16 protein-coding genes and 1 pseudogene are annotated in these 17,112 nt (G+C 64.9%); 10 read left to right on the top strand and 7 right to left on the bottom strand.

Annotated elements, in window-relative coordinates:
• The first annotated feature begins 804 nt into the window (after window positions 1-804).
• Genes QM721_RS06655 through QM721_RS06645 form a run of 3 tightly spaced genes read left to right on the top strand, consistent with a single transcriptional unit; the run spans window position 805 to window position 3,619 of the window.
• A complete protein-coding gene (locus QM721_RS06655; RefSeq protein WP_415120248.1) occupies window positions 805-1,545 on the top strand; it encodes a hypothetical protein in 741 nt (246 codons plus the stop codon).
• 35 nt (window positions 1,546-1,580) lie between these two features.
• Window positions 1,581-2,981, top strand: coding sequence for a hypothetical protein (locus QM721_RS06650; RefSeq protein ID WP_415120246.1), 1,401 nt, complete (start codon window positions 1,581-1,583; stop codon window positions 2,979-2,981).
• A complete protein-coding gene (locus QM721_RS06645; RefSeq protein WP_415120244.1) occupies window positions 2,978-3,619 on the top strand; it encodes an ATP-binding cassette domain-containing protein in 642 nt (213 codons plus the stop codon). Before QM721_RS06650 ends, QM721_RS06645 begins: the two co-directional genes overlap by 4 nt.
• Before the next feature lie 159 nt (window positions 3,620-3,778).
• Here QM721_RS06645 and QM721_RS06640 read toward each other — a convergent pair whose 3' ends face one another.
• Window positions 3,779-3,919: a hypothetical protein gene (locus QM721_RS06640; RefSeq protein ID WP_415120242.1), complete on the bottom strand. Its 141-nt coding sequence runs from the start codon at window positions 3,917-3,919 to the stop codon at window positions 3,779-3,781.
• Window positions 3,920-4,200: 281 nt separating this feature from the next.
• Here QM721_RS06640 and QM721_RS06635 point away from each other — a divergent pair, with 281 nt between their 5' ends.
• On the top strand, window positions 4,201-5,232 hold the full coding sequence (locus tag QM721_RS06635; protein ID WP_415120240.1) for a ketopantoate reductase family protein: 1,032 nt from the start codon (window positions 4,201-4,203) through the stop codon (window positions 5,230-5,232).
• 87 nt (window positions 5,233-5,319) lie between these two features.
• On the opposite strand, the gene QM721_RS06630 is transcribed toward QM721_RS06635, so the two are convergent.
• Entirely contained in the window at window positions 5,320-6,243 is a 924-nt protein-coding gene (locus tag QM721_RS06630; RefSeq protein ID WP_415120238.1) for a 5'-3' exonuclease, read from the bottom strand.
• A 26-nt stretch (window positions 6,244-6,269) separates the two neighbouring features.
• Between QM721_RS06630 and QM721_RS06625 the strand changes: the two genes are divergently transcribed.
• The 4 genes and pseudogenes from QM721_RS06625 to QM721_RS06610 all read left to right on the top strand — a co-directional run bounded on the left by QM721_RS06625 (window position 6,270) and on the right by QM721_RS06610 (window position 10,124).
• Complete coding sequence (locus QM721_RS06625) at window positions 6,270-6,707, top strand: Lrp/AsnC family transcriptional regulator (protein WP_415120236.1); 438 nt, start codon at window positions 6,270-6,272, stop codon at window positions 6,705-6,707.
• 194 nt (window positions 6,708-6,901) lie between these two features.
• Window positions 6,902-8,473 (top strand): apolipoprotein N-acyltransferase, encoded by a 1,572-nt coding sequence (gene lnt, locus QM721_RS06620; RefSeq protein WP_415120234.1) that lies wholly within the window; start codon window positions 6,902-6,904, stop codon window positions 8,471-8,473.
• Window positions 8,470-9,294 (top strand): annotated as a pseudogene (locus QM721_RS06615) (polyprenol monophosphomannose synthase); the annotation flags it as partial. The gene lnt and the pseudogene QM721_RS06615, both read left to right, overlap by 4 nt.
• A gap of 275 nt (window positions 9,295-9,569) precedes the next feature.
• Window positions 9,570-10,124 (top strand): FxsA family protein, encoded by a 555-nt coding sequence (locus QM721_RS06610; protein WP_415120232.1) that lies wholly within the window; start codon window positions 9,570-9,572, stop codon window positions 10,122-10,124.
• Window positions 10,125-10,423: 299 nt separating this feature from the next.
• On the opposite strand, the gene QM721_RS06605 is transcribed toward QM721_RS06610, so the two are convergent.
• From QM721_RS06605 to QM721_RS06595, 3 genes are all read right to left on the bottom strand, one after another.
• Window positions 10,424-10,756 (bottom strand): RNA polymerase-binding protein RbpA, encoded by a 333-nt coding sequence (locus QM721_RS06605; protein ID WP_415120230.1) that lies wholly within the window; start codon window positions 10,754-10,756, stop codon window positions 10,424-10,426.
• Between the two features lie 73 nt (window positions 10,757-10,829).
• Window positions 10,830-12,179, bottom strand: coding sequence for an MFS transporter (locus tag QM721_RS06600; RefSeq protein WP_415120228.1), 1,350 nt, complete (start codon window positions 12,177-12,179; stop codon window positions 10,830-10,832).
• Window positions 12,176-12,961 carry a glycerophosphodiester phosphodiesterase family protein gene (locus QM721_RS06595; RefSeq protein WP_415120226.1) on the bottom strand — a complete coding sequence of 262 codons (786 nt, stop codon included), beginning with the start codon at window positions 12,959-12,961 and terminating at the stop codon, window positions 12,176-12,178. Before QM721_RS06595 ends, QM721_RS06600 begins: the two co-directional genes overlap by 4 nt.
• 73 nt (window positions 12,962-13,034) lie before the next feature.
• Between QM721_RS06595 and QM721_RS06590 the strand changes: the two genes are divergently transcribed.
• Window positions 13,035-13,313 (top strand): hypothetical protein, encoded by a 279-nt coding sequence (locus QM721_RS06590; protein WP_415120224.1) that lies wholly within the window; start codon window positions 13,035-13,037, stop codon window positions 13,311-13,313.
• A gap of 179 nt (window positions 13,314-13,492) precedes the next feature.
• Entirely contained in the window at window positions 13,493-14,347 is an 855-nt protein-coding gene (gene pdxY, locus QM721_RS06585) for a pyridoxal kinase PdxY (RefSeq protein ID WP_415120222.1), read from the top strand.
• 298 nt (window positions 14,348-14,645) lie between these two features.
• On the opposite strand, the gene map is transcribed toward pdxY, so the two are convergent.
• Both map and QM721_RS06575 read right to left on the bottom strand, forming a co-directional pair.
• Complete coding sequence (gene map, locus QM721_RS06580; protein ID WP_415120219.1) at window positions 14,646-15,419, bottom strand: type I methionyl aminopeptidase; 774 nt, start codon at window positions 15,417-15,419, stop codon at window positions 14,646-14,648.
• 13 nt (window positions 15,420-15,432) lie between these two features.
• Complete coding sequence (locus QM721_RS06575) at window positions 15,433-16,971, bottom strand: helix-turn-helix domain-containing protein (RefSeq protein ID WP_415120217.1); 1,539 nt, start codon at window positions 16,969-16,971, stop codon at window positions 15,433-15,435.
• Window positions 16,972-17,112 lie beyond the last annotated feature (141 nt).

Below are 17,112 nucleotides of genomic sequence, written 5' to 3'. Positions count from 1 at the left end.
GGGATCGGCCCGCGTCCAATCGGTTAGGGTCGCCTAACCTAAGCACAGTATCAACCAAGTCGCGACCGCGACGGGCAGGAACCACGATTCGTGGCTTGCGGGTGGGCAGGTGCGCTCCGGGGTGGCGGACCAACCCGGCGTCGACACGCGGCGAGACGGACCGTGCCGCCTTCTGCACGTAGTGCGCTTGAGCATGGCAAACCAGCAACCATTGGTGAGCCGCAACACCATCTCAGAAAATGGCTTGCGGGCAATACCTAACCGTGTTAAATTCCGAGAAGCTTCCCACCCCAAGTTCAGGAGGTTTCATGAAGATGTCGTTTCGCTCTGTTTGCGTTGCTGCGGCCACAACCGCGGTCCTATTGGCTGGCGCGGCAATGGCGCAAGCGAGCACAAGTTATTCATCATATAACACCACCATTGGCAACTTTGGTGGCGCGGGGTACTCCGGAACCCAAACCAAGGCCATCACGGATGCCAACGCAAATGTTCGGTCCTCGACCGTGGGTGGCAACTACACCGCTGATGTCTGTCTCGCCATTCCCAATGGGAGTGCATGCATCGGGGGTACGAAGACTATTAACGATGGGACCAACGTCTCACTATGGAACTACGGGGCTGCGGGCCTGCGCCATCGACTCAAGTTCACAGATGGCTGGCAGTGGGTGAACGTGCAAGTGACCGGGACCTGGCGTTCTAACTAGTCGCCACTGTCCGTAATATACAAAGATGGTGCTAGTCTCTAGACGAAATCGCGCTCGCTCATTCGTGACGCATTGGCAGGCGTGGCTCGGGCCAGTTGCCGTGATTCTCGTGTTTTCGATCTTCCCAACGATGCGAAACTATGAGAACCGGCACTGGTTCGATGTCGTCGGCCCTTTTGATTTCTATGCCTACTTGCTGCAGCACGACAGCTTCCTACCGCTGCTACTACCACTCGCTGCTTCTTTGCCGTTCACAATGGCCTTCAGTGGCGAGTTGTCAAATCGATTCATTGTCTATACGCGCATTCGCAGGAGCATTCGCAGCACGTTAGTTCGCCGTTTCAGCATGAATGCTCTGGTCACGTTTCTCGTCTTCATGGTGGTGGGTGTTGTTCCACAGTTGTTCGTCGTATTTGGGGAGAAGCGCTACGATACTGAGGGGTACGGTCTCACAACCCACGAGCAGATCGAGACTGCTCGGTTGGCGAGTAAAACCTTTAGCCAGCTTCTGCCCTACGGGGCCTGGGTGCCAGTTGTCGCCTATTCCGTATACCTCGGGCTGACGGCGGCTCTCTATGCTACGATTACAATGTGCTCTGTTGTCGTCAGCCCTAACCGAGTTCTAGGCTTTTCGATCCCTTGGATCGCATACATAATGGCATCCTTCGTGATGGCCGTACTTTGGTTAGAAGCATATTCCGTTGCCCTGGCGTTCCCGTTCAGGCTGCAGCAACTCCCGCTCTTGAATCTGGTATTCCCACTTATAGGATTGTTGTCCGTATCTGCACTCGCTGTGGCCGCGACAATCAGCGCAGCGCCGAGATTGCATCAGTTGCAGTGATCGCTTGGATGCGCCCGCATTGGCACTGGTGGCATGTGCTCCTGTTGTTGTCGACAACGGTGTTGGGGATTTATAGTCGAGCCGAGTTGGCAATGGTAAGCAGGGTTGGAGTCGACCCGATATCGACCATCGTGCTGGATTCGGGTTTGAATTGGCGACTGCTCCTCTTCGTGGTGCTGCCGATATTTTTGGTTACAGTGGCGCGTGACGTCGATCGGGTGGTCGAGCCCCAGGCGTTGATACGTTTGGGTAGCTATTATCGTTGGGCGTTGTTCGGGCTGGCTTCTGCGGCAAGCCGGGCAATGCCTCTTGTTGCATGCATCGTTGCACCCGCTATAGCAATTGGTATCGGAGGATTTGCCCCGGCTTCTTGGACTCGGGGGACGTCAATTGTCCTAGGGGCCGGCAATCAAGTTCTGGTCGCATGCATCACCGTTGTTTCTGTGACTGTGAATTTGTCCCTACTTGGCCTGTTCGTACTTCTAGGTAGGCTCACGCTGGGGCCGGCCGGGGGAATTGTTGCTGCCGCGATCATTTTCTCAGTGTCAATACTTAGTTCTGCGAGTCCGTTTGCTTTGGCATCGTTGAACATCGGTTATGGAATTCAGCCAGCTTCGTCCGCCGAGTACTTTGGGTCTTGGGCATTGGGCCTCGCTTGCCCCACGATGAGCAACACATTGATTCTTGCGATATTCGTGGCTTCTCTCGAGTTGCGCGATCGAAGAGTGGGCTGGCGGAGACTTCTGTGGTTGTGGGTAGTGGCGACAGTCATAATTCTTCGGTTCGCGACGGGTGATTGGCAAAACCCTGCTGAAGCCCTGGCGGGAGGATACTACGGTACGGGTGGCACGATACTCGACTATCTCTTCGTGGCAATTGTCGCCCTCGCACCCGCCTGGGTGGCGGGCACCTTCGCCGATCCGAAATACGACGGGTTGCAGTATGGATTGGTTCGAGCTGGCAGTCTTTACTATTGGCTGTGGCGAGTCTATCTTCCATATTTGCTTCTCGTGCCAGCATATTTCGTGGCTGTTACTGCTGGGAGTGTAGGCGTTCTTTGGGTGCGATTCGCAGGGGGATTGACCAGTTCTTTTGATGCGCCTCTGGATCTGCGCGAGGTTGGATATCATTTGGTGGTCAACGGTACCCTTCAGGGGTGGGCATTTGTTGTGGCCGTTGCGTTGACGCGCCTGTTGGCAGGAGCTCCGTGGGGTGCGCTGGCCGCTCTGGGCGCAATATTCGCGGGCGGCGCCATCGCCCCGAATTCTTATTGGTTCGTACTTGTCGACCTTGGCACTGGTCATATATTTGAAGGCGGGAACGCATCGCTGATATCGACAGTCTTGCTGGCGTCTCTCGTGGGACTAGTTGGGCTGGGGCTAGCGTGCATGAAGAGATGGCGTGCAGCGATACTCGAAAGGAATATCTCTGTGTGAGTACAGTTGTTCGGTTTGCAGAAGTTTCGAAAACCTTTAGGATGAACCGTGTTCTCGAGGACGTGAACCTGGACGTCGCGGAGGGTGAGCGGCTTGCCATCAGCGGCCCGAACGGGTCGGGGAAGTCGGTCTTACTGAGGCTTATGTGTCGGCTGTTGTTGCCGGACTCTGGTACCGTGTCCATCGACTCTCGATACCAGGCGCCGAAAAGGTCGTTTCCACAAGAGTTTGGTATTCTGATTGATAGGCCGGGGTTTCAATCGCTTCGAACCGGGCTCGAGAATCTTCAGGATCTGGCTGGCATTCGGCGCAAGATTGGTGTTGAGCGAATCAAGCAGGCTATGGACGAAGTCGGTCTCGACCCGACGTTGAAGCAGCGTGTCGGGCAATACTCTCTCGGAATGAAGCAGAAATTGGCTCTCGTACAGGCCACAATGGAGCAACAGATGGTTCTCCTCCTAGATGAGCCCTTCAACGCATTGGATGAGACGAGCGTAGGTATCGTGCGCTCGCTCCTTCTCAGGTTGAACGCAGAGGGTCGGACGATCGTCTTCTGTAGCCACAACGCAGCCGACGTGGAGGAGTTGGCGACTCGCAGATTGGTGCTGAGGGACCGACAGCTTCAACCGGCAGGATGAGATCAATCACGATCAGGTGGGTGGCATAGCGGGCAGCCTGGTTCAGGTCGTACAACACCGCCACGATCGTGCTGCCGCCCCGATGTAACCGGTCGAACAGGTCGAACTGGTGGGTCAGATCGGGGTAGGTGGTCGGCTTGTCGGGCAGCGGAATCGGAGTCAGCTAAGCAATCCCATGGCCGCCCACAGGCGCTGCCGCTGGCCACCGGACAACTCGGCCACTTCGCGGTTGGCGAGTTCGGCCACGTTGGTGGCCGCCGCCGGCACGGCCCACCCGGGGCAAGACGATGAGCGGGTCACTACCGCTGGTTGAGCCTGTCGAAACCAGTCCCACAGCGCCACATGCCAGGTCTCGACAGGCTCGACCAACGAAAATCAGCCCTCCCCAAGGACGTCCCGAGCAACCTCAACTACCGCTGGTTGAGCCTGTCGAAACCAGTCCCACAGCGCCACATGCCAGGCCTCGACAGGCTCGACCAACGAAAATCAGCCGTTCCCTGGTAGTCGCCGGCCGGCTCGCTTCGTGCCGGTCGCGCCGCGTCCGCTTGCCCAGGTGCCCGTGAGCCGAGAGAGTCGGGGCCATGAAGTTCCTGTTTCTGGGCGCGGGCGCGATCGGCACCTACGTGGGCGGCAGTCTGGCGGCTGCCGGAGAGAGCGTGACGTTCATCGAGCGTCCCGGCACCGCGGCGGCGATCACCGAGCACGGGCTCACGGTGCACACCAAGAGCGCCACCCGGGTGGTTCGGGGCGTCACGGCGTACGGCAGCGCTGTCGAGGCACTGGCGGCCGGACCCTACGACATCGGCGTGTTCGCCCTGAAGTCGTTCGACACCCAGACCGCTCTCGACGAACTGGTGACCACCGGGCACCCGGTGCCGACGATCCTGTCGCTGCAGAACGGTGTCGACAACGAGCCAACGATCGCCGCCACCCTCGGGGCCGGCAAGGTGATCGCCGGCACGGTGGCCACCGCCGTCAGCAAGCCCGGGGTGGGCGAGGTGGTCGAAGAGAAGCACCGCGGCATCGGCGTCGCACTGGGCCACCCGCTGAGCCGGCCGCTGGTGGCCGCGCTGGAAGCGGCTCAACTCTCGGGCCGGCCGTTCGCCCATGGCCCGTCGATGAAGTGGTCGAAGCTGCTGACCAACCTGACTGGCAACGCCACCTCGGCGATCTTCGACCAGACCGTCGCCGAACTGTTCGCCGACCAGCGCAGTTACCGTCTCGAGGTGGCGGTGCTCAGCGAATGCCTGGCGGTGATGAAGGCCAAGGGCTACCGGGTTGTGGACCTGCCCGGCACCCCGGTGCGGGCGCTGGCGCTGGCCACCCGGCTGCCGCGGTTCATCGCCCAGCCGGCCCTCACCAAGGCCCTGGGAGCGGGCCGTGGCGAGAAGATGCCGAGCTTTCACATCGATCTGCACGGCGGCCACGGCCGCACCGAGGTCAGCTTTCTCAACGGTGCCGTCGCCCGGGCGGGCGCCCAGGCCGGGGTGCCCACACCGGTGAACCGGCTGCTCACCGACACCCTTGAGGCGCTCAGTGCCGGCGACTTGCCCCTGGATGCCTATCGACACGATCCGGACGCGCTGATCGCGAAGCTTCGCAGCGAAGCCTGAGCCCCCGTTTGTCGAGCCTGCCAAGACCCGGAGGTGCGGGCCAGGCAAGGCGTTTCGACCAGCTCAACCAATCAAGGGGCGACCAGCTCATTCAGCCGAATCGCTGAGCGCCAGTGCGGCCACGATGCGATCGGCAGCGCCGCCAAGGTTGAGCAGGTCTGCCAGCTCGGCGAACACCTCCGGTTTGGCCGGCGCGCTGGGCAGTACCAGGTCGTCCAGCCCCACGGCCAACGGTACGTCGGTGCGCACCCGCACCACCTCGCGGGCCGACCCCAGGTAGCCGACCGCCGTGGTCAGCTTCGCGGTGAGAGCGGGGGAGAGCCGCCGGGCCGAGGCAGCCGCCAGCACCCCCTCCAGGTCGCCATGGTCGGCGATCAGCCGGGCGGCGGTCTTCTCGCCGACGCCGGCCACACCCGGCAGCCCGTCGGAGGGGTCGCCGCGTAGCGTTGCGAAGTCGGCGTAACCCGCCCCACCGATGCCGTACTTGGCCACCAGCGCGGCCTGGTCGATCACCTCGTGGTTGCGGACGCCCTTCACCACCGACAGCACCCGCACCGCACGTTCGTCGTCGACCAGTTGATACAGGTCGCGATCTCCGGTGATCACCTCGACCGGAATTCCCGCGGACGTGGCGAGGGTGCCGATCACGTCGTCGGCCTCGAAACCATCCGCCCCCACCACGGCGATGCCGAGTGCGTCCAGCACAGCCAGGATCAGCGGCACCTGGGGCCTCAACTCGTCCGGGACCACCTCGGTGTCGCCGGCCAGCACCCGGTGGGCCTTGTAGCTGGGCACCAATTCGACCCGCCAGCCCGGACGCCAGGAGTTGTCCCAGCAGGCGGCCGCATGGGTGGGCCGATAGTCGGCGATGAACCGCGCCATGAAGTCGAGCAGCCCCCGCACCGCGTTGACGCTCTGCCCGTCCGGCGCCCGCAGCGAGCTCGGCAAACCGAAAAAAGCCCGGAAGTACAGCGATGCCGTGTCGAAAAGTTGCAGTTTCGGCCGGTTCATCAGCACATGGTGACACGATTGCTCCCATGGAGAGCACGGACCGCCAGATCCTCACCCTGCTGGCCCGCGACGGCCGCATGTCGTACACCGATATTGGTCGTGAGACCGGCCTGTCGACGTCGGCGGCCCAACAACGGGTACGCCGGCTCGAGCAGCGGGGACTGATCACCGGCTACCGGGCCGAGATCAGCGCCGAGGCACTCGGCCTGGCGCTCACCGCATTCATCGAACTGAAGGGGGCCGACCCCGCCACCGACGATCAGATTCCCGAGCGGCTGTCACATCTGCGCAGCATTGTCTCGTGCTACTCGGTGGCCGGCGACGCCAGTTACATTCTCATCGTGCAGGTCGAGACGCCGGCCGACCTCGAGGCCCTGCTCGCGCAGATCCGAGTCGCGGCCGGTGTGTCGACCCTTACCAACCTGGTGCTGTCGGTGCCGTTCAAAGACCGCGCGGTGCTGTAGCACGGTTCGGTTGGCTGATCGACGCAACCAGCCCGCTTGAACCCCTCGAAACCCCTGAAGGGAGCGCTGATCTTTCGCTGGTCGAGCGTGTCGAGACCTCCAACAGGGCATCCTCACTAGGAGTTTCGACAAGCTCAACCAGCGAAAACCAGCCTTTCCTCGGCGGCATGCTGCCCGCTGGGTAGCATGCCTGGGTGACCGACCGCCTCAGCACCCTGCCGTGGTGGGCGCGCAGTTCGCTGGCTGTGCTGGCCGGTGCGGTCGCTTCGCTGGGCTTCGCTCCGGTCGGCTGGTGGCCGCTGCTCGTCGTCTGCGTCACGGGTTTCTCGCTGCTGGCCCTCACCGCGCCCTCGTGGTGGCAGGCTGCTCTGGTTGGGCTGGGTTACGGCCTCGGCCTGTACCCGATCGCTATTCGCTGGATGAACGTGCTCTTCATCGAGGCCACCCTCGGCCTGTCGATGCTGGAGGCGGCATTTCTGGCCGTGCTGGGGGTGCTCATTTGCATCGCCGGACGCTCCCGGTTCTGGCCGCCGCTCGCTGCAGGCTGCTGGCTGCTGATCGAGTACCTGTTCTCGAGCCAGCCCTTCGGCGGGTTCCCCTGGCTGCGCCTGGGCTACACCGTCATCGACTCGCCGCTGGCCGGGCTGCTGCCCCTGGTCGGCGTGCCCGGGGCCGGGTTCGCACTCGCCCTGATCGCGCAACTGCTGGCCTGGACGCTGCTGCACGCCGGCTCAGCCCGGCGACGCTCGATCGGCCTGGGCGCCGCCGCTCTGGTGCTGCTCAGTGGCACCCTGGGCGTGCTGGTTCCGGCCGGGGCCGAACAGGGCACGGTGTCGGTCGGCTACGTGCAAGGCAATGCGCCCGGCGGAGGCGTGTACGGCATCGGCGAGCCTCGCACCATGACCCGCAATCACCTGGCCGAAACCGAGCGTCTGGCCGCCCGGATCGCGTCCGGCGAGGTGGCCAAGCCCGACTTCGTGGTGTGGCCCGAGAACGGCACCGACATGGATCCATTCCTCGACGTGAAGACCAATGTGATGGTCAACCAGGCTGTCGCCGCGGTGAAGGTGCCGATTCTGGTCGGCGGCCTGACCGAGGGCCCGGGCGCCGGCGAACGGCAGACCGCCGCCATCGTGTGGGATCCGGTCACCGGGCCGCAGGCCCGCTACGACAAGCGCAACCTGGTGCCTTTCGGCGAATGGGTGCCGCTGCGTAACCTGATCGAGCCGCTGTTTCCGGTGGTCGCCTACGTCGGCGCCCAGTCGGTGCCCGGCACCGGGGCGGGGGTGCTCGACGTCCAGTTGCCGGGAAGGTCCGTCGCCGTTGGCGACGTGATCTGCTACGAGGTGGCCTACGACTCCACGGTGCACGACACCGTGCTGGGCGGCGCCCAGGTCAGCGTGGTGCAAAGCAGTAATGCCATGTACGCAGGCACCACGCAGGTGCCGCAGCAGTTTGCGATCACCCGCACCCGGGCGGCCGAGTTGCGGCGCGACCTGCTGGTGGTGACCACGACGGGAACCTCGGGGCTGATCCGTCCGGACGGTTCGGTGGCGTTCACCCTGCCGGAATGGCAAAGCGCCTCGGGCGTGGCGCAGTTGTCGTTGCGTAGCGGCCTGACCCCGGCGGTGTGGCTGTCGGGCTGGCTCGAGCTGGCAGGTTGTCTTGCCACGGTCGCGGCCCTCGCGGTGATCGTGCTGCGCGACCGGCGCTCCCGCCGGGTACGGCAGAATGGATTGCACGACCCGAATCAGGAGACCCCGTGACCGAAGCCGCGAGCAACACCGCCAGCACGCCCGAGTGGGCTGAGTTGGGCCAGGTGCTCGTCATCATTCCCACCTACAACGAGGCCGAGAACATTCGTCCGATCGTGGCCCGGCTGCGGGCCGCGGTTCCCGACGCCCACGTGCTGGTTGCTGACGACAACTCGCCCGATGGCACCGGACGTATCGCCGACGACCTGGCCGCCGCCGACGAGCAGGTCCACGTGCTGCACCGGACGGCCAAGGAGGGGCTCGGGGCCACCTACCTGGCCAGCTTCGCCTGGGGACTGGAGCGTGGCTACGGCGTGCTGGTCGAGCACGACGCGGACGGTTCGCATCAGCCCGAGCAACTGCCCAGCATGCTGCGGGCGTTGAAGGACGCCGACATGGTGAAGGGTTCCCGGTGGGTGCCGGGCGGATCGATCAAGAACTGGCCCTGGCATCGCAAGATGATCTCCCTGAGCGGCTCGCTGTGGTCGCGGATCATGCTCGGTATTCCGCTGCGGGACATCACCGGCGGTTTCACCGCGTTCCGGGCCGACACGCTGCGCGGAATCGGCCTGGACAGCGTCGAATCGGCCGGCTACGCCTTCCAGATCGATCTCGCCCGGCGTGCGGTCGAGCGCGGCTTCCGGGTGGTCGAGGTGCCGATCGAGTTCATCGAGCGGGAACGCGGCGACTCGAAGATGAGCAGCGGGATCGCCGTCGAGGCGGCGCTGCTGACCACCCGCTGGGGCGTCGCCAAGCGCACCCACCAGGCCAAGGATTGGCTGGGCCTGGCCAGCGGCAATGCCACCAAGCTCGCCGGCGAAGTCGGCGAGAAGATCGGGCCCGAGGTCGAGAAGTACGCCGGTCAGGCGCAGAGAGTGGCTGGCGAAGTCAGTGACAAGGTGCTCACCGAGGCCCAGCGGCTCAGCCGTGAGGTGTCGAAGCTGGCCGCCGATGCGAGCGACAAGCTCGGCCCCGAGGTGGAGAAGTACGCCGCGCAGGCCACCCAGGCCGTGGCCGAGTTGACCGAGCGGATCAAGCGTGAGGCGGCCAGGGCCACCGAAGCGGCCAAGCAGGCCGTGGGCCGTCCGGACGACCCGCAGGACTCCTGATGGCCGTGCCCCCGCAGCCGAGTGCCCGTCGAAGCTGGCTGGCTCCGCTGCTGCTGGTGTTTTTTCTCACCGTGCCGATCATCGAGGTGTGGCTGCTGGTGACGGTTGGTCAGCACATCGGGGCGGTGCCTACGATTCTTATTCTGATCGGCGAGGCATTTCTGGGCGCGTGGCTGATGCGGCGCGAGGGGTCGAAGACGTGGACGGCCCTGAACAACGCGGTGGCCACCGGAAAGCTGCCTGGCGGCGAGGTGCTCGACGCGGTGCTGGTGATGGTCGGTGGGGTGCTGGTGATGCTGCCCGGCTTCTTTACCGACATCTTCGGACTGATCTTTCTGCTGCCCTTCACCCGGCCGGTGGCTCGCAACCTGCTGCAACTGTTCATCGCCCGCCGTGCGGCCCGCTCGGGCATTGACATCGACGTGATGCGAGCCAAGGTCGAACGCGACAACCTGATCCAAGGCGAAACCGTGTCGGACGGCCCGCAACCGGCTCAGCATCCGCAGCAGCCGGCGTCGGATCACGTGGTGATCGAGGGCGAAATCGAGCCCTGAGCGCATCGCTGGTCGAGCTTGTCGAGACCCCGACCGCGACACTGCGGCAAGGTGGTTGCGCATCGCTGGTCGAGCTTGTCGAGACCCCGACCGTGACACTGCGGCAAGGTGGTTGCGACGGGGTTAACCACCGCTGGTCGATCGGCGAAAGTCGACGTGTTCCTGGGCCACTAATCGCGCCGCGAGCGGGCCGACCTCGGCTGTTGTCGGCCAGGATCTCGACAAGCTCGATCAGCGGGGGCGTGCTCGATCAGCGACGCTCAGCTCGATCAGGGCGGTGGCCCGCTCGATCTGCGGGGTCAGTCGGTGCCGCGAATCTCGCCCAGCCGCTCGGCCAGGAGCTCTTCGAGTTCTTCGATCGAGCGGCGCTCACGCAGCATGTCCCAGTGCGTGCGTGGCGGCTTGACCTCTTTGGCCTCTGCGACCACGCCGTCAGAACGAGCGGCGACCGCGCCGCAGCGCGGGCACTCCCACTCGGTGGGCAGGTCAGCCTCTTCGGCGAAGGTGATCGTGAAGTGATGAGCCTTGGGGCAGTCGAAACCCGTCTCTTGCCGGCCCGCGAACTCGACCCCCGCCCCATCAGCGAAGCTCTTCGAACCCAAACCCGACCCCCGCAATGATCGTTCAGCCATGCCTCTCCCTCCGCCGGACGGCCGTGGGTGACGGCCGGCACGACCTCCACGCTACTCCGTGCAACCAAGTCGGTCACCAGACCCTGGGCAACTCGTTTCCGGCCTGAAGTATTCCCTTGCGCATATTCACTCGGGCCAGCAACAGGCCTCCGACAAGGAAGAACAGCACCAGTACGATAATCGCCCAGCGGTAGCTGTGGCTGAGCTGAAACACCAGGGCGAAGCTCAGCGTGCCCAGCCAACTGGTGCCCCGTTCCATCGCCTGGTAGAAGCTGAAGTACTCCGCCTCGCGACCCTTGGGCACCAACTGGCTGTACAGCGAACGGCTGAGCGCCTGGGTGCCGCCCATCACCAGCCCGATCGCGCCGCCGAGCGCGAGTAACGCTCCGAACACCCCGGCGGGCAGAACGAACGCCACCGCCACCACCCCGAACCAGATCGCGATGCCGATGAGCACCGTGCGTTTGGCGCCCAGCCGACCGGCCAGTCGTCCGAACAGCAGTGCGCCGCCGAACGCGACGAACTGGGTGAACAGAAAGGTGATCATCACGTTCTGGGTCGACATTGCCAGTTCGGATTGGGCGTACAGGCTCGACTGCCCGATCACGGTCTGAATGCCGTCGTTATAGAACAGATAGGCGGCCAGAAACAGCAGCGTCTGCGGGTAGTTGCGCAGGTCGGCGAAAGTGTTGGCCAGTTGCCGCACCGGGTTGGTGTGCACGCCTTCGCGGGCCTCAAGCTCGCCCATTGCCCGCGGTGGCAGCGAACGCAGCCCGAGCACCGGAATCAGCGTGAACAGGCCCCACCACACCCCGGCCGACAACAGGCTCAACCGAATCGCAAGCCCATAGCTCAGACCCAACGGCTCGTAGGCGGTCATCATCACCAGGTTGATCGCCAGCAGCAGCCCGCCGCCCAGATATCCCAGGGCCCAGCCCCGGCTGCTCACCCGGTCGCGGTCGTCCGGCTCGGCGATGCGCACCAGAATGCCGTCGTAAATCACCTGGGACGCCCCGACGCAGAGGTTGGCGACGATCATCAGCACCGAGCCCAACTGCCAGTTGGTGTCGACCAGGAAAAACATCGCTGAGGCTGCGACGGCACCCGCCCAGGCCAGGGCGCCGAGCCACCACTGCGGGCGCGCCGAACGATCGGCGAGCACGCCGACGATCAGTAGCGCGGCCAGCGTCAGAATGGTTGAGATGGTGACCAGAAGCGGGTGCAGCGCGCCGGGCAGCACACTGAGGCCGAGCAGGTTCACCGGGGTGGTGCAGACCTGCCCCGACGGTAGATCGGGGCAGGCGGCGCGGGTGGCGATGCTGGTCAGGTAGGGCCCCAGGATCACCGTTGCGGTGGTGGTCACATAGGCGGAGTTGGCCCAGTCGTACCAGTACCAGGCGCGCTGCTGGCTGGTACTCTTCATTGGTTTCCCTCCCACAGGCCACGCTCGATCAGCACCTCGCGCAGCAGGTCGATGCGGTCGCTGACCAGCCCGTCGACCCCCAGGTCGATCAGGCGTTCCAACTCGCTGCGCTCGTTGATCGTCCACACATGCACCACCCGTCCGCCGCGGTGCGCGGCCCGGATCAAGCCCCGAGTCAGCACCGGCAGCCGATCGTGCCAGGCGCGCACCGGCACCTGTAACGCCACGCCGGGGGAGTGCACCAGCCGTCGCAGCCCGGGAGCGTATGCGTAGGCAGCGATTCCGGCAGGGGCGGCCGAGGTGGCCACTCGCCGTCCGGCCAGCCGTCGAAAGGCGGTGATGCTGTGCTGTGAGAACGACCCGACGCAGACCCGGTCGTGGGCGCGGTGGGCGTCGATCGCCCGGGCCAACGGCTCCACCGACTGTGGCGCCTTCAGGTCGATGTTGAACCTGGCCTCGGGCAGGGTCTCGAACAACTCGTCCACGGTCAGGATCGGGTCGAGGCCGGCCACCCGCACCCGGCTCAACTCGTTCCATGGCAGTTGCTCTGGCACGCCGTGGCCGTCGGTGACCCGGTCGAGGGTGCTGTCGTGAAAGCAGAACAGAACGCCGTCCGAGCTGGTGTGCACATCGGTCTCCAGGTAGCGATAGCCGAACGCGACGGCGGCGCGGAAGGCGTACAGAGTGTTCTCGCGGGCCTGGTCGGTGGCACTCAGGTAGCCGCCCCGATGAGCCAACGCGGCGAACCGGGTGTCGAAGTAGCGGTAGTCCCCGGCCTTCACGCGCTCAGTATGGGGCAGGGGCACCACGCTGTCACCTACCCACAAGCCGCGCTGCGCGGTTCATAATCGAGGCATGTCCGACACCTCAGCACCGCTCCGCCAGACCCTGCGCGACGCCCTGCCCGGGGCGATGAAGGCCCGCGACACGCCCAGCCGCAATGCGATTCGCTCGGCGCTGGCGGCCATCGAGAACGCCGAGGCCGTGGTGGTGGACGCGCCGGGTGCGGCCCCCGGCCCGGTGGTCGCCAGCGAACACTTCGCGGCGACCGCCGGCGGAGCCGGGGCGGCAGAAGCGCCCCGCCGCGAGCTCGGCGAGGAACAGATTCTTCGAGATCGTCAGCGCCGAGCGTGACGAGCGGATCGCGGCCGCCGCGCAGTTGCGTGCAGTCGGCGAGCCACAGCGGGCAGCCGATCTCGAGGCCGAGGCGGCGGCGCTGGACGCGTTTCTCTGCTGAGTTCCCCAGAACCGTTCCGACCAAGGGTTCGGACCAGCTTTCGGTTGTCGCCACTGTGGGGCCAGAATATGGGCTCGTGACTACCATCCTGTCGATTCAGTCCTCGGTGGCCTACGGCCACGTGGGCAATAGCGCCGCTACCTTTCCGCTGATGCGCTCAGGCATCGAGGTGTGGCCGGTACTCACCGTTCACTTCTCGAATCACACCGGCTACGGCCACTGGCGCGGGCCGCTGCTCGACGCGGCCGACGTCGCCGAGGTCGTCCGGGGCATCGACGACCGGGGTGTGCTGGGCAGGGTGGACGCGGTGCTGTCGGGGTATCAGGGGGGCGAAGCGGTCGGTGCCGTGGTGCTCGAGGCTGTGGCGCTGGTGAAAGAGCGCAGCCCGAAGGCGATCTACTGCTGCGATCCGGTGATGGGCGACGTGGGGCGCGGCTTCTTCGTGCGGCCGGGCATTCCCGAGTACATGCGTGACCAGGTGGTGCCGAAGGCTCAGATCGTGACGCCGAACCACTTCGAACTCGACTTTCTGACCGGTCGCGAGACCCACACCCTCGACGAAGTGATCGAAGCAGCCCATGCACTGCGGACGCTCGGCCCCGAGATCGTCCTGGTCACATCGGTGGTCGTCGACACCACGGCCAGCGACGAGTTGACCATGCTGGCCGTCACCGAAGAGGGTGCCTGGCAGGTGGTGACCCCACTGCTGGAGCACACCTTCACCGGTTCGGGCGACCTGACCGCGGCGATGTTCCTGGCCCACTATCTGCGCACCGGCTCGGCGGCTCAGGCGGTCGGACAGACCGCCGACATCGTGTATTCGGTGCTGAAACAGACCGCCGACTCGGGGCAGTCCGAGTTGCAGTTGGTCGAAGCCCAAGACGAAATCGTCGCCCCCACCTACCACTTCGACGTGCACCAGGTGCGCTGAGGAACGACGAGACCATCCGCCGGTCGAGCTTGTCGAGACCTTCGACGGATTTCGACACGCTCAATCAACCCGGGCAGTCATCACGATCGAGACCACCCGCGGTCGAGCCTGTCGAGACCTTCGACGGATTTCGACACGCTCAATCAACCCGGGCAGTCATCACGATCGAGACCACCCGCGGTCGAGCCTGTCGAGACCTTCGACGGATTTCGACACGCTCAATCAACCCGGGCAGTCATCACGATCGAAACCACCCGCCGGTCGAGCCTGTCGAGACCCGCGACGGATTTCGACACGCTCAATCAACCCGAGCAGTCATCACGATCGGGTCACCGTCGGTGATGGCGACGGTGTGCTCGCTGTGGGCGGTGCGTGAACCATCGGCACTGCGGATCGTCCAGCCGTCGGGGTCCATGCGAATCTGATCGGTGGTGTCCATCAACCAGGGCTCGATGGCGATCACCAGGCCCGGCCGCAAGGTGAACCCCCGCCCGGCCCGTCCGTCATTACTGATGTGCGGGTCACCGTGCATGGTGCGCCCGACGCCGTGACCGCCGAACTGGGTGTTGACCCGGTAGCCGTACTCGCGGGCGGTTGCGCCGATCACGGCACTCAGGTCGCCCACTCGGTTGCCGGGCCGGGCCACCGAGATCGCCCGAGTCAACGCCACCTCGGTGGCTTCGATCAACCGCAGATCGGCCGAACGAGGCGTCCCGATCACGACGCTGACCGCCGAATCGCACACCCAGCCGTCGACACTGGCGGCGAAGTCGAAGCTGACCAGGTCGCCGTCGCGCAGGCGGTAATGGTGCGGCAATCCGTGCAGCACCGCATCATTGACGCTGGTGCACAGCACCTTGCCGAAGGGGCCACGGCCGAACGACGGTGCATAGTCGAGATAGCACGACTCAGCCCCACGCCGACGGATCAGTTCGTGCGCCAGGGCGTCCAACTCGACTAGATCCACCCCCACCGCGGCCGTCTGCACCAGCGTGGTGAGCACGTCCGCCACGAATGCGCCCGCCGGACGCATCTCACCCAACTGGGTCGGGGTGAGCAACTCGATCGCCATGGCCACAGACCGATCAGTCGCGGAAGACCTCGATGTGGGCGCCCAGTTGGTTGAGCCGGTTGGGCAGGTCTTCATAGCCGCGATTGATCACATACACGTCGCGCAGCACGCTGGTGCCCCGGGCCGCGAGGGCGGCCAGCAGCAGGCACACCGCCGGACGCAACGCCGGGGGACAGATGATCTCTTGGCCGCGCCAGCGAGTGGGGCCGGTGACGATGATGCGATGCGGGTCGAGCAGTTGCACCTTGGCGCCGAGCTTGGTGAGTTCGACCAGGTGGATCGCCCGGTTCTCGTACACCCAGTCGTGAATCGTGGTCTGCCCGGTGGCAGTCGCCGCGATCACCGCGAAGAACGGCAGGTTGTCGATGTTCAGCCCCGGAAACGGCATCGGGTGAATCTTGTCGGCGTTGGCGTGCAACTGCGACGGGTACACCGTAATGTCGACCAGCCGGGTGTGGCCGTTGTCGGCGGGGTATTCCGGCGACAGGTCGAAGCGCAGCCCCATCTCGGTCAGAATCGCCAGCTCGATCTCGAGAAACTCGATCGGGCAACGCTGCACAGTGAGTTCCGAACCGGTCACGATTGCGGCGGTCAACAGGCTCATCGCCTCGATCGGGTCTTCGGACGGCGCGAACGACACATCGGCGTCGATCACCGCAAGGCCACGCACCCGCAGGGTGGTGCTGCCGATGCCTTCGATGCGCACGCCCAACTGCTGCAAGAAGAAGCAGACGTCCTGCACCATGTAATTGCTGCTGGCGTTGCGAATGACCGTTTCGCCGGGGTGCCGGGCGGCAGCCATCAGCGCGTTCTCAGTGACGGTGTCACCGCGCTCGGTCAGGGTGATCGAGCGCGGCGCGTCCGGGTCGATCGGAGCAACCTGCGCGTGATACGAGCCCTCGGTGGCCTTGATGTCGAGGCCGAACTGGCGCAAGGCATGCAGGTGGGGCGTCACCGTACGGGTGCCCAGGTTGCAGCCCCCGGCATAGGGCAGTTCGAACAACAGCTCGTCGTGCAGCAGCGGGCCCAAGAACATGATGATCGAGCGGGTGCGGCGGGCTGCCTCCTCGTCCATGTGTTCCAGCTTCAGCCTGGCCGGACGGATCAGCTCCAGTTCGCTGCGATCGTCCGACCAGGTGGCACGCACCCCGATGCTGGTGAGCACCTCGAGAATTCGGTTCACCTCTTCGATCTGCGCAATGCCCCTGAGCACCGTGCGGCCACGGTTCAGCAGCGAGGCGCAGAGCAGCGCGACCGCCGCGTTCTTGGACGACCGCACGTCGATCGCGCCCGACAGCTTGGTCTCGCCACGAATGCGCAGATGCAGCGCTCCGCCCACCGGCTCGGATTGGTCCAGTGCCTCGGCGATGCGGTTGACCAGCTCGACCGACAACTGGCGATGACCCCCCTCGAGGTCGTTGACGATGTCGGGGGAGGTGCCCAACTCGTCGGCCAACTCCTGCTGGGTGAGACCGCGTTGCCGACGGGCGTCCCGAATCAGATAGCCAACACGGGTCGGGGAAAGCTCTGTCACCCGGGCAGCATAGGCCATGCCGCAGCAATGCTTCGGGCACCCCTTGATCACAAGGGGAGTCGTGACTGCGAGCGGCTCCGACACACTCAGCGGGGGCGGCGCAACTTTCGTGGGCGGGTGCAGGCTGAAAAGTCGAGGTTCCACCCACTAGGGTGCTGC

Source organism: Micropruina sp., from assembly GCF_047602085.1.
Lineage (GTDB): Bacteria > Actinomycetota > Actinomycetes > Propionibacteriales > Propionibacteriaceae > Micropruina.
The sequence above is the reverse complement of the archived record's forward strand: the minus strand, read 5'-3'. Positions and strand labels throughout refer to the sequence as shown.

Excerpts from the sequence above, each read along its gene's own strand:
- QM721_RS06590 (WP_415120224.1), top strand. The coding sequence starts at position 13,035 with ATGTCCGACACCTCAGCACCGCTCCGCCAGACCCTGCGCGACGCCCTG.
- QM721_RS06635 (WP_415120240.1), top strand. The coding sequence starts at position 4,201 with ATGAAGTTCCTGTTTCTGGGCGCGGGCGCGATCGGCACCTACGTGGGC.
- map (WP_415120219.1), bottom strand. The coding sequence starts at position 15,419 with ATGGCGATCGAGTTGCTCACCCCGACCCAGTTGGGTGAGATGCGTCCG.
- QM721_RS06625 (WP_415120236.1), top strand. The coding sequence starts at position 6,270 with ATGGAGAGCACGGACCGCCAGATCCTCACCCTGCTGGCCCGCGACGGC.
- QM721_RS06610 (WP_415120232.1), top strand. The coding sequence starts at position 9,570 with ATGGCCGTGCCCCCGCAGCCGAGTGCCCGTCGAAGCTGGCTGGCTCCG.
- QM721_RS06630 (WP_415120238.1), bottom strand. The coding sequence starts at position 6,243 with ATGAACCGGCCGAAACTGCAACTTTTCGACACGGCATCGCTGTACTTC.
- QM721_RS06605 (WP_415120230.1), bottom strand. The coding sequence starts at position 10,756 with ATGGCTGAACGATCATTGCGGGGGTCGGGTTTGGGTTCGAAGAGCTTC.
- QM721_RS06600 (WP_415120228.1), bottom strand. The coding sequence starts at position 12,179 with ATGAAGAGTACCAGCCAGCAGCGCGCCTGGTACTGGTACGACTGGGCC.
- QM721_RS06575 (WP_415120217.1), bottom strand. The coding sequence starts at position 16,971 with ATGGCCTATGCTGCCCGGGTGACAGAGCTTTCCCCGACCCGTGTTGGC.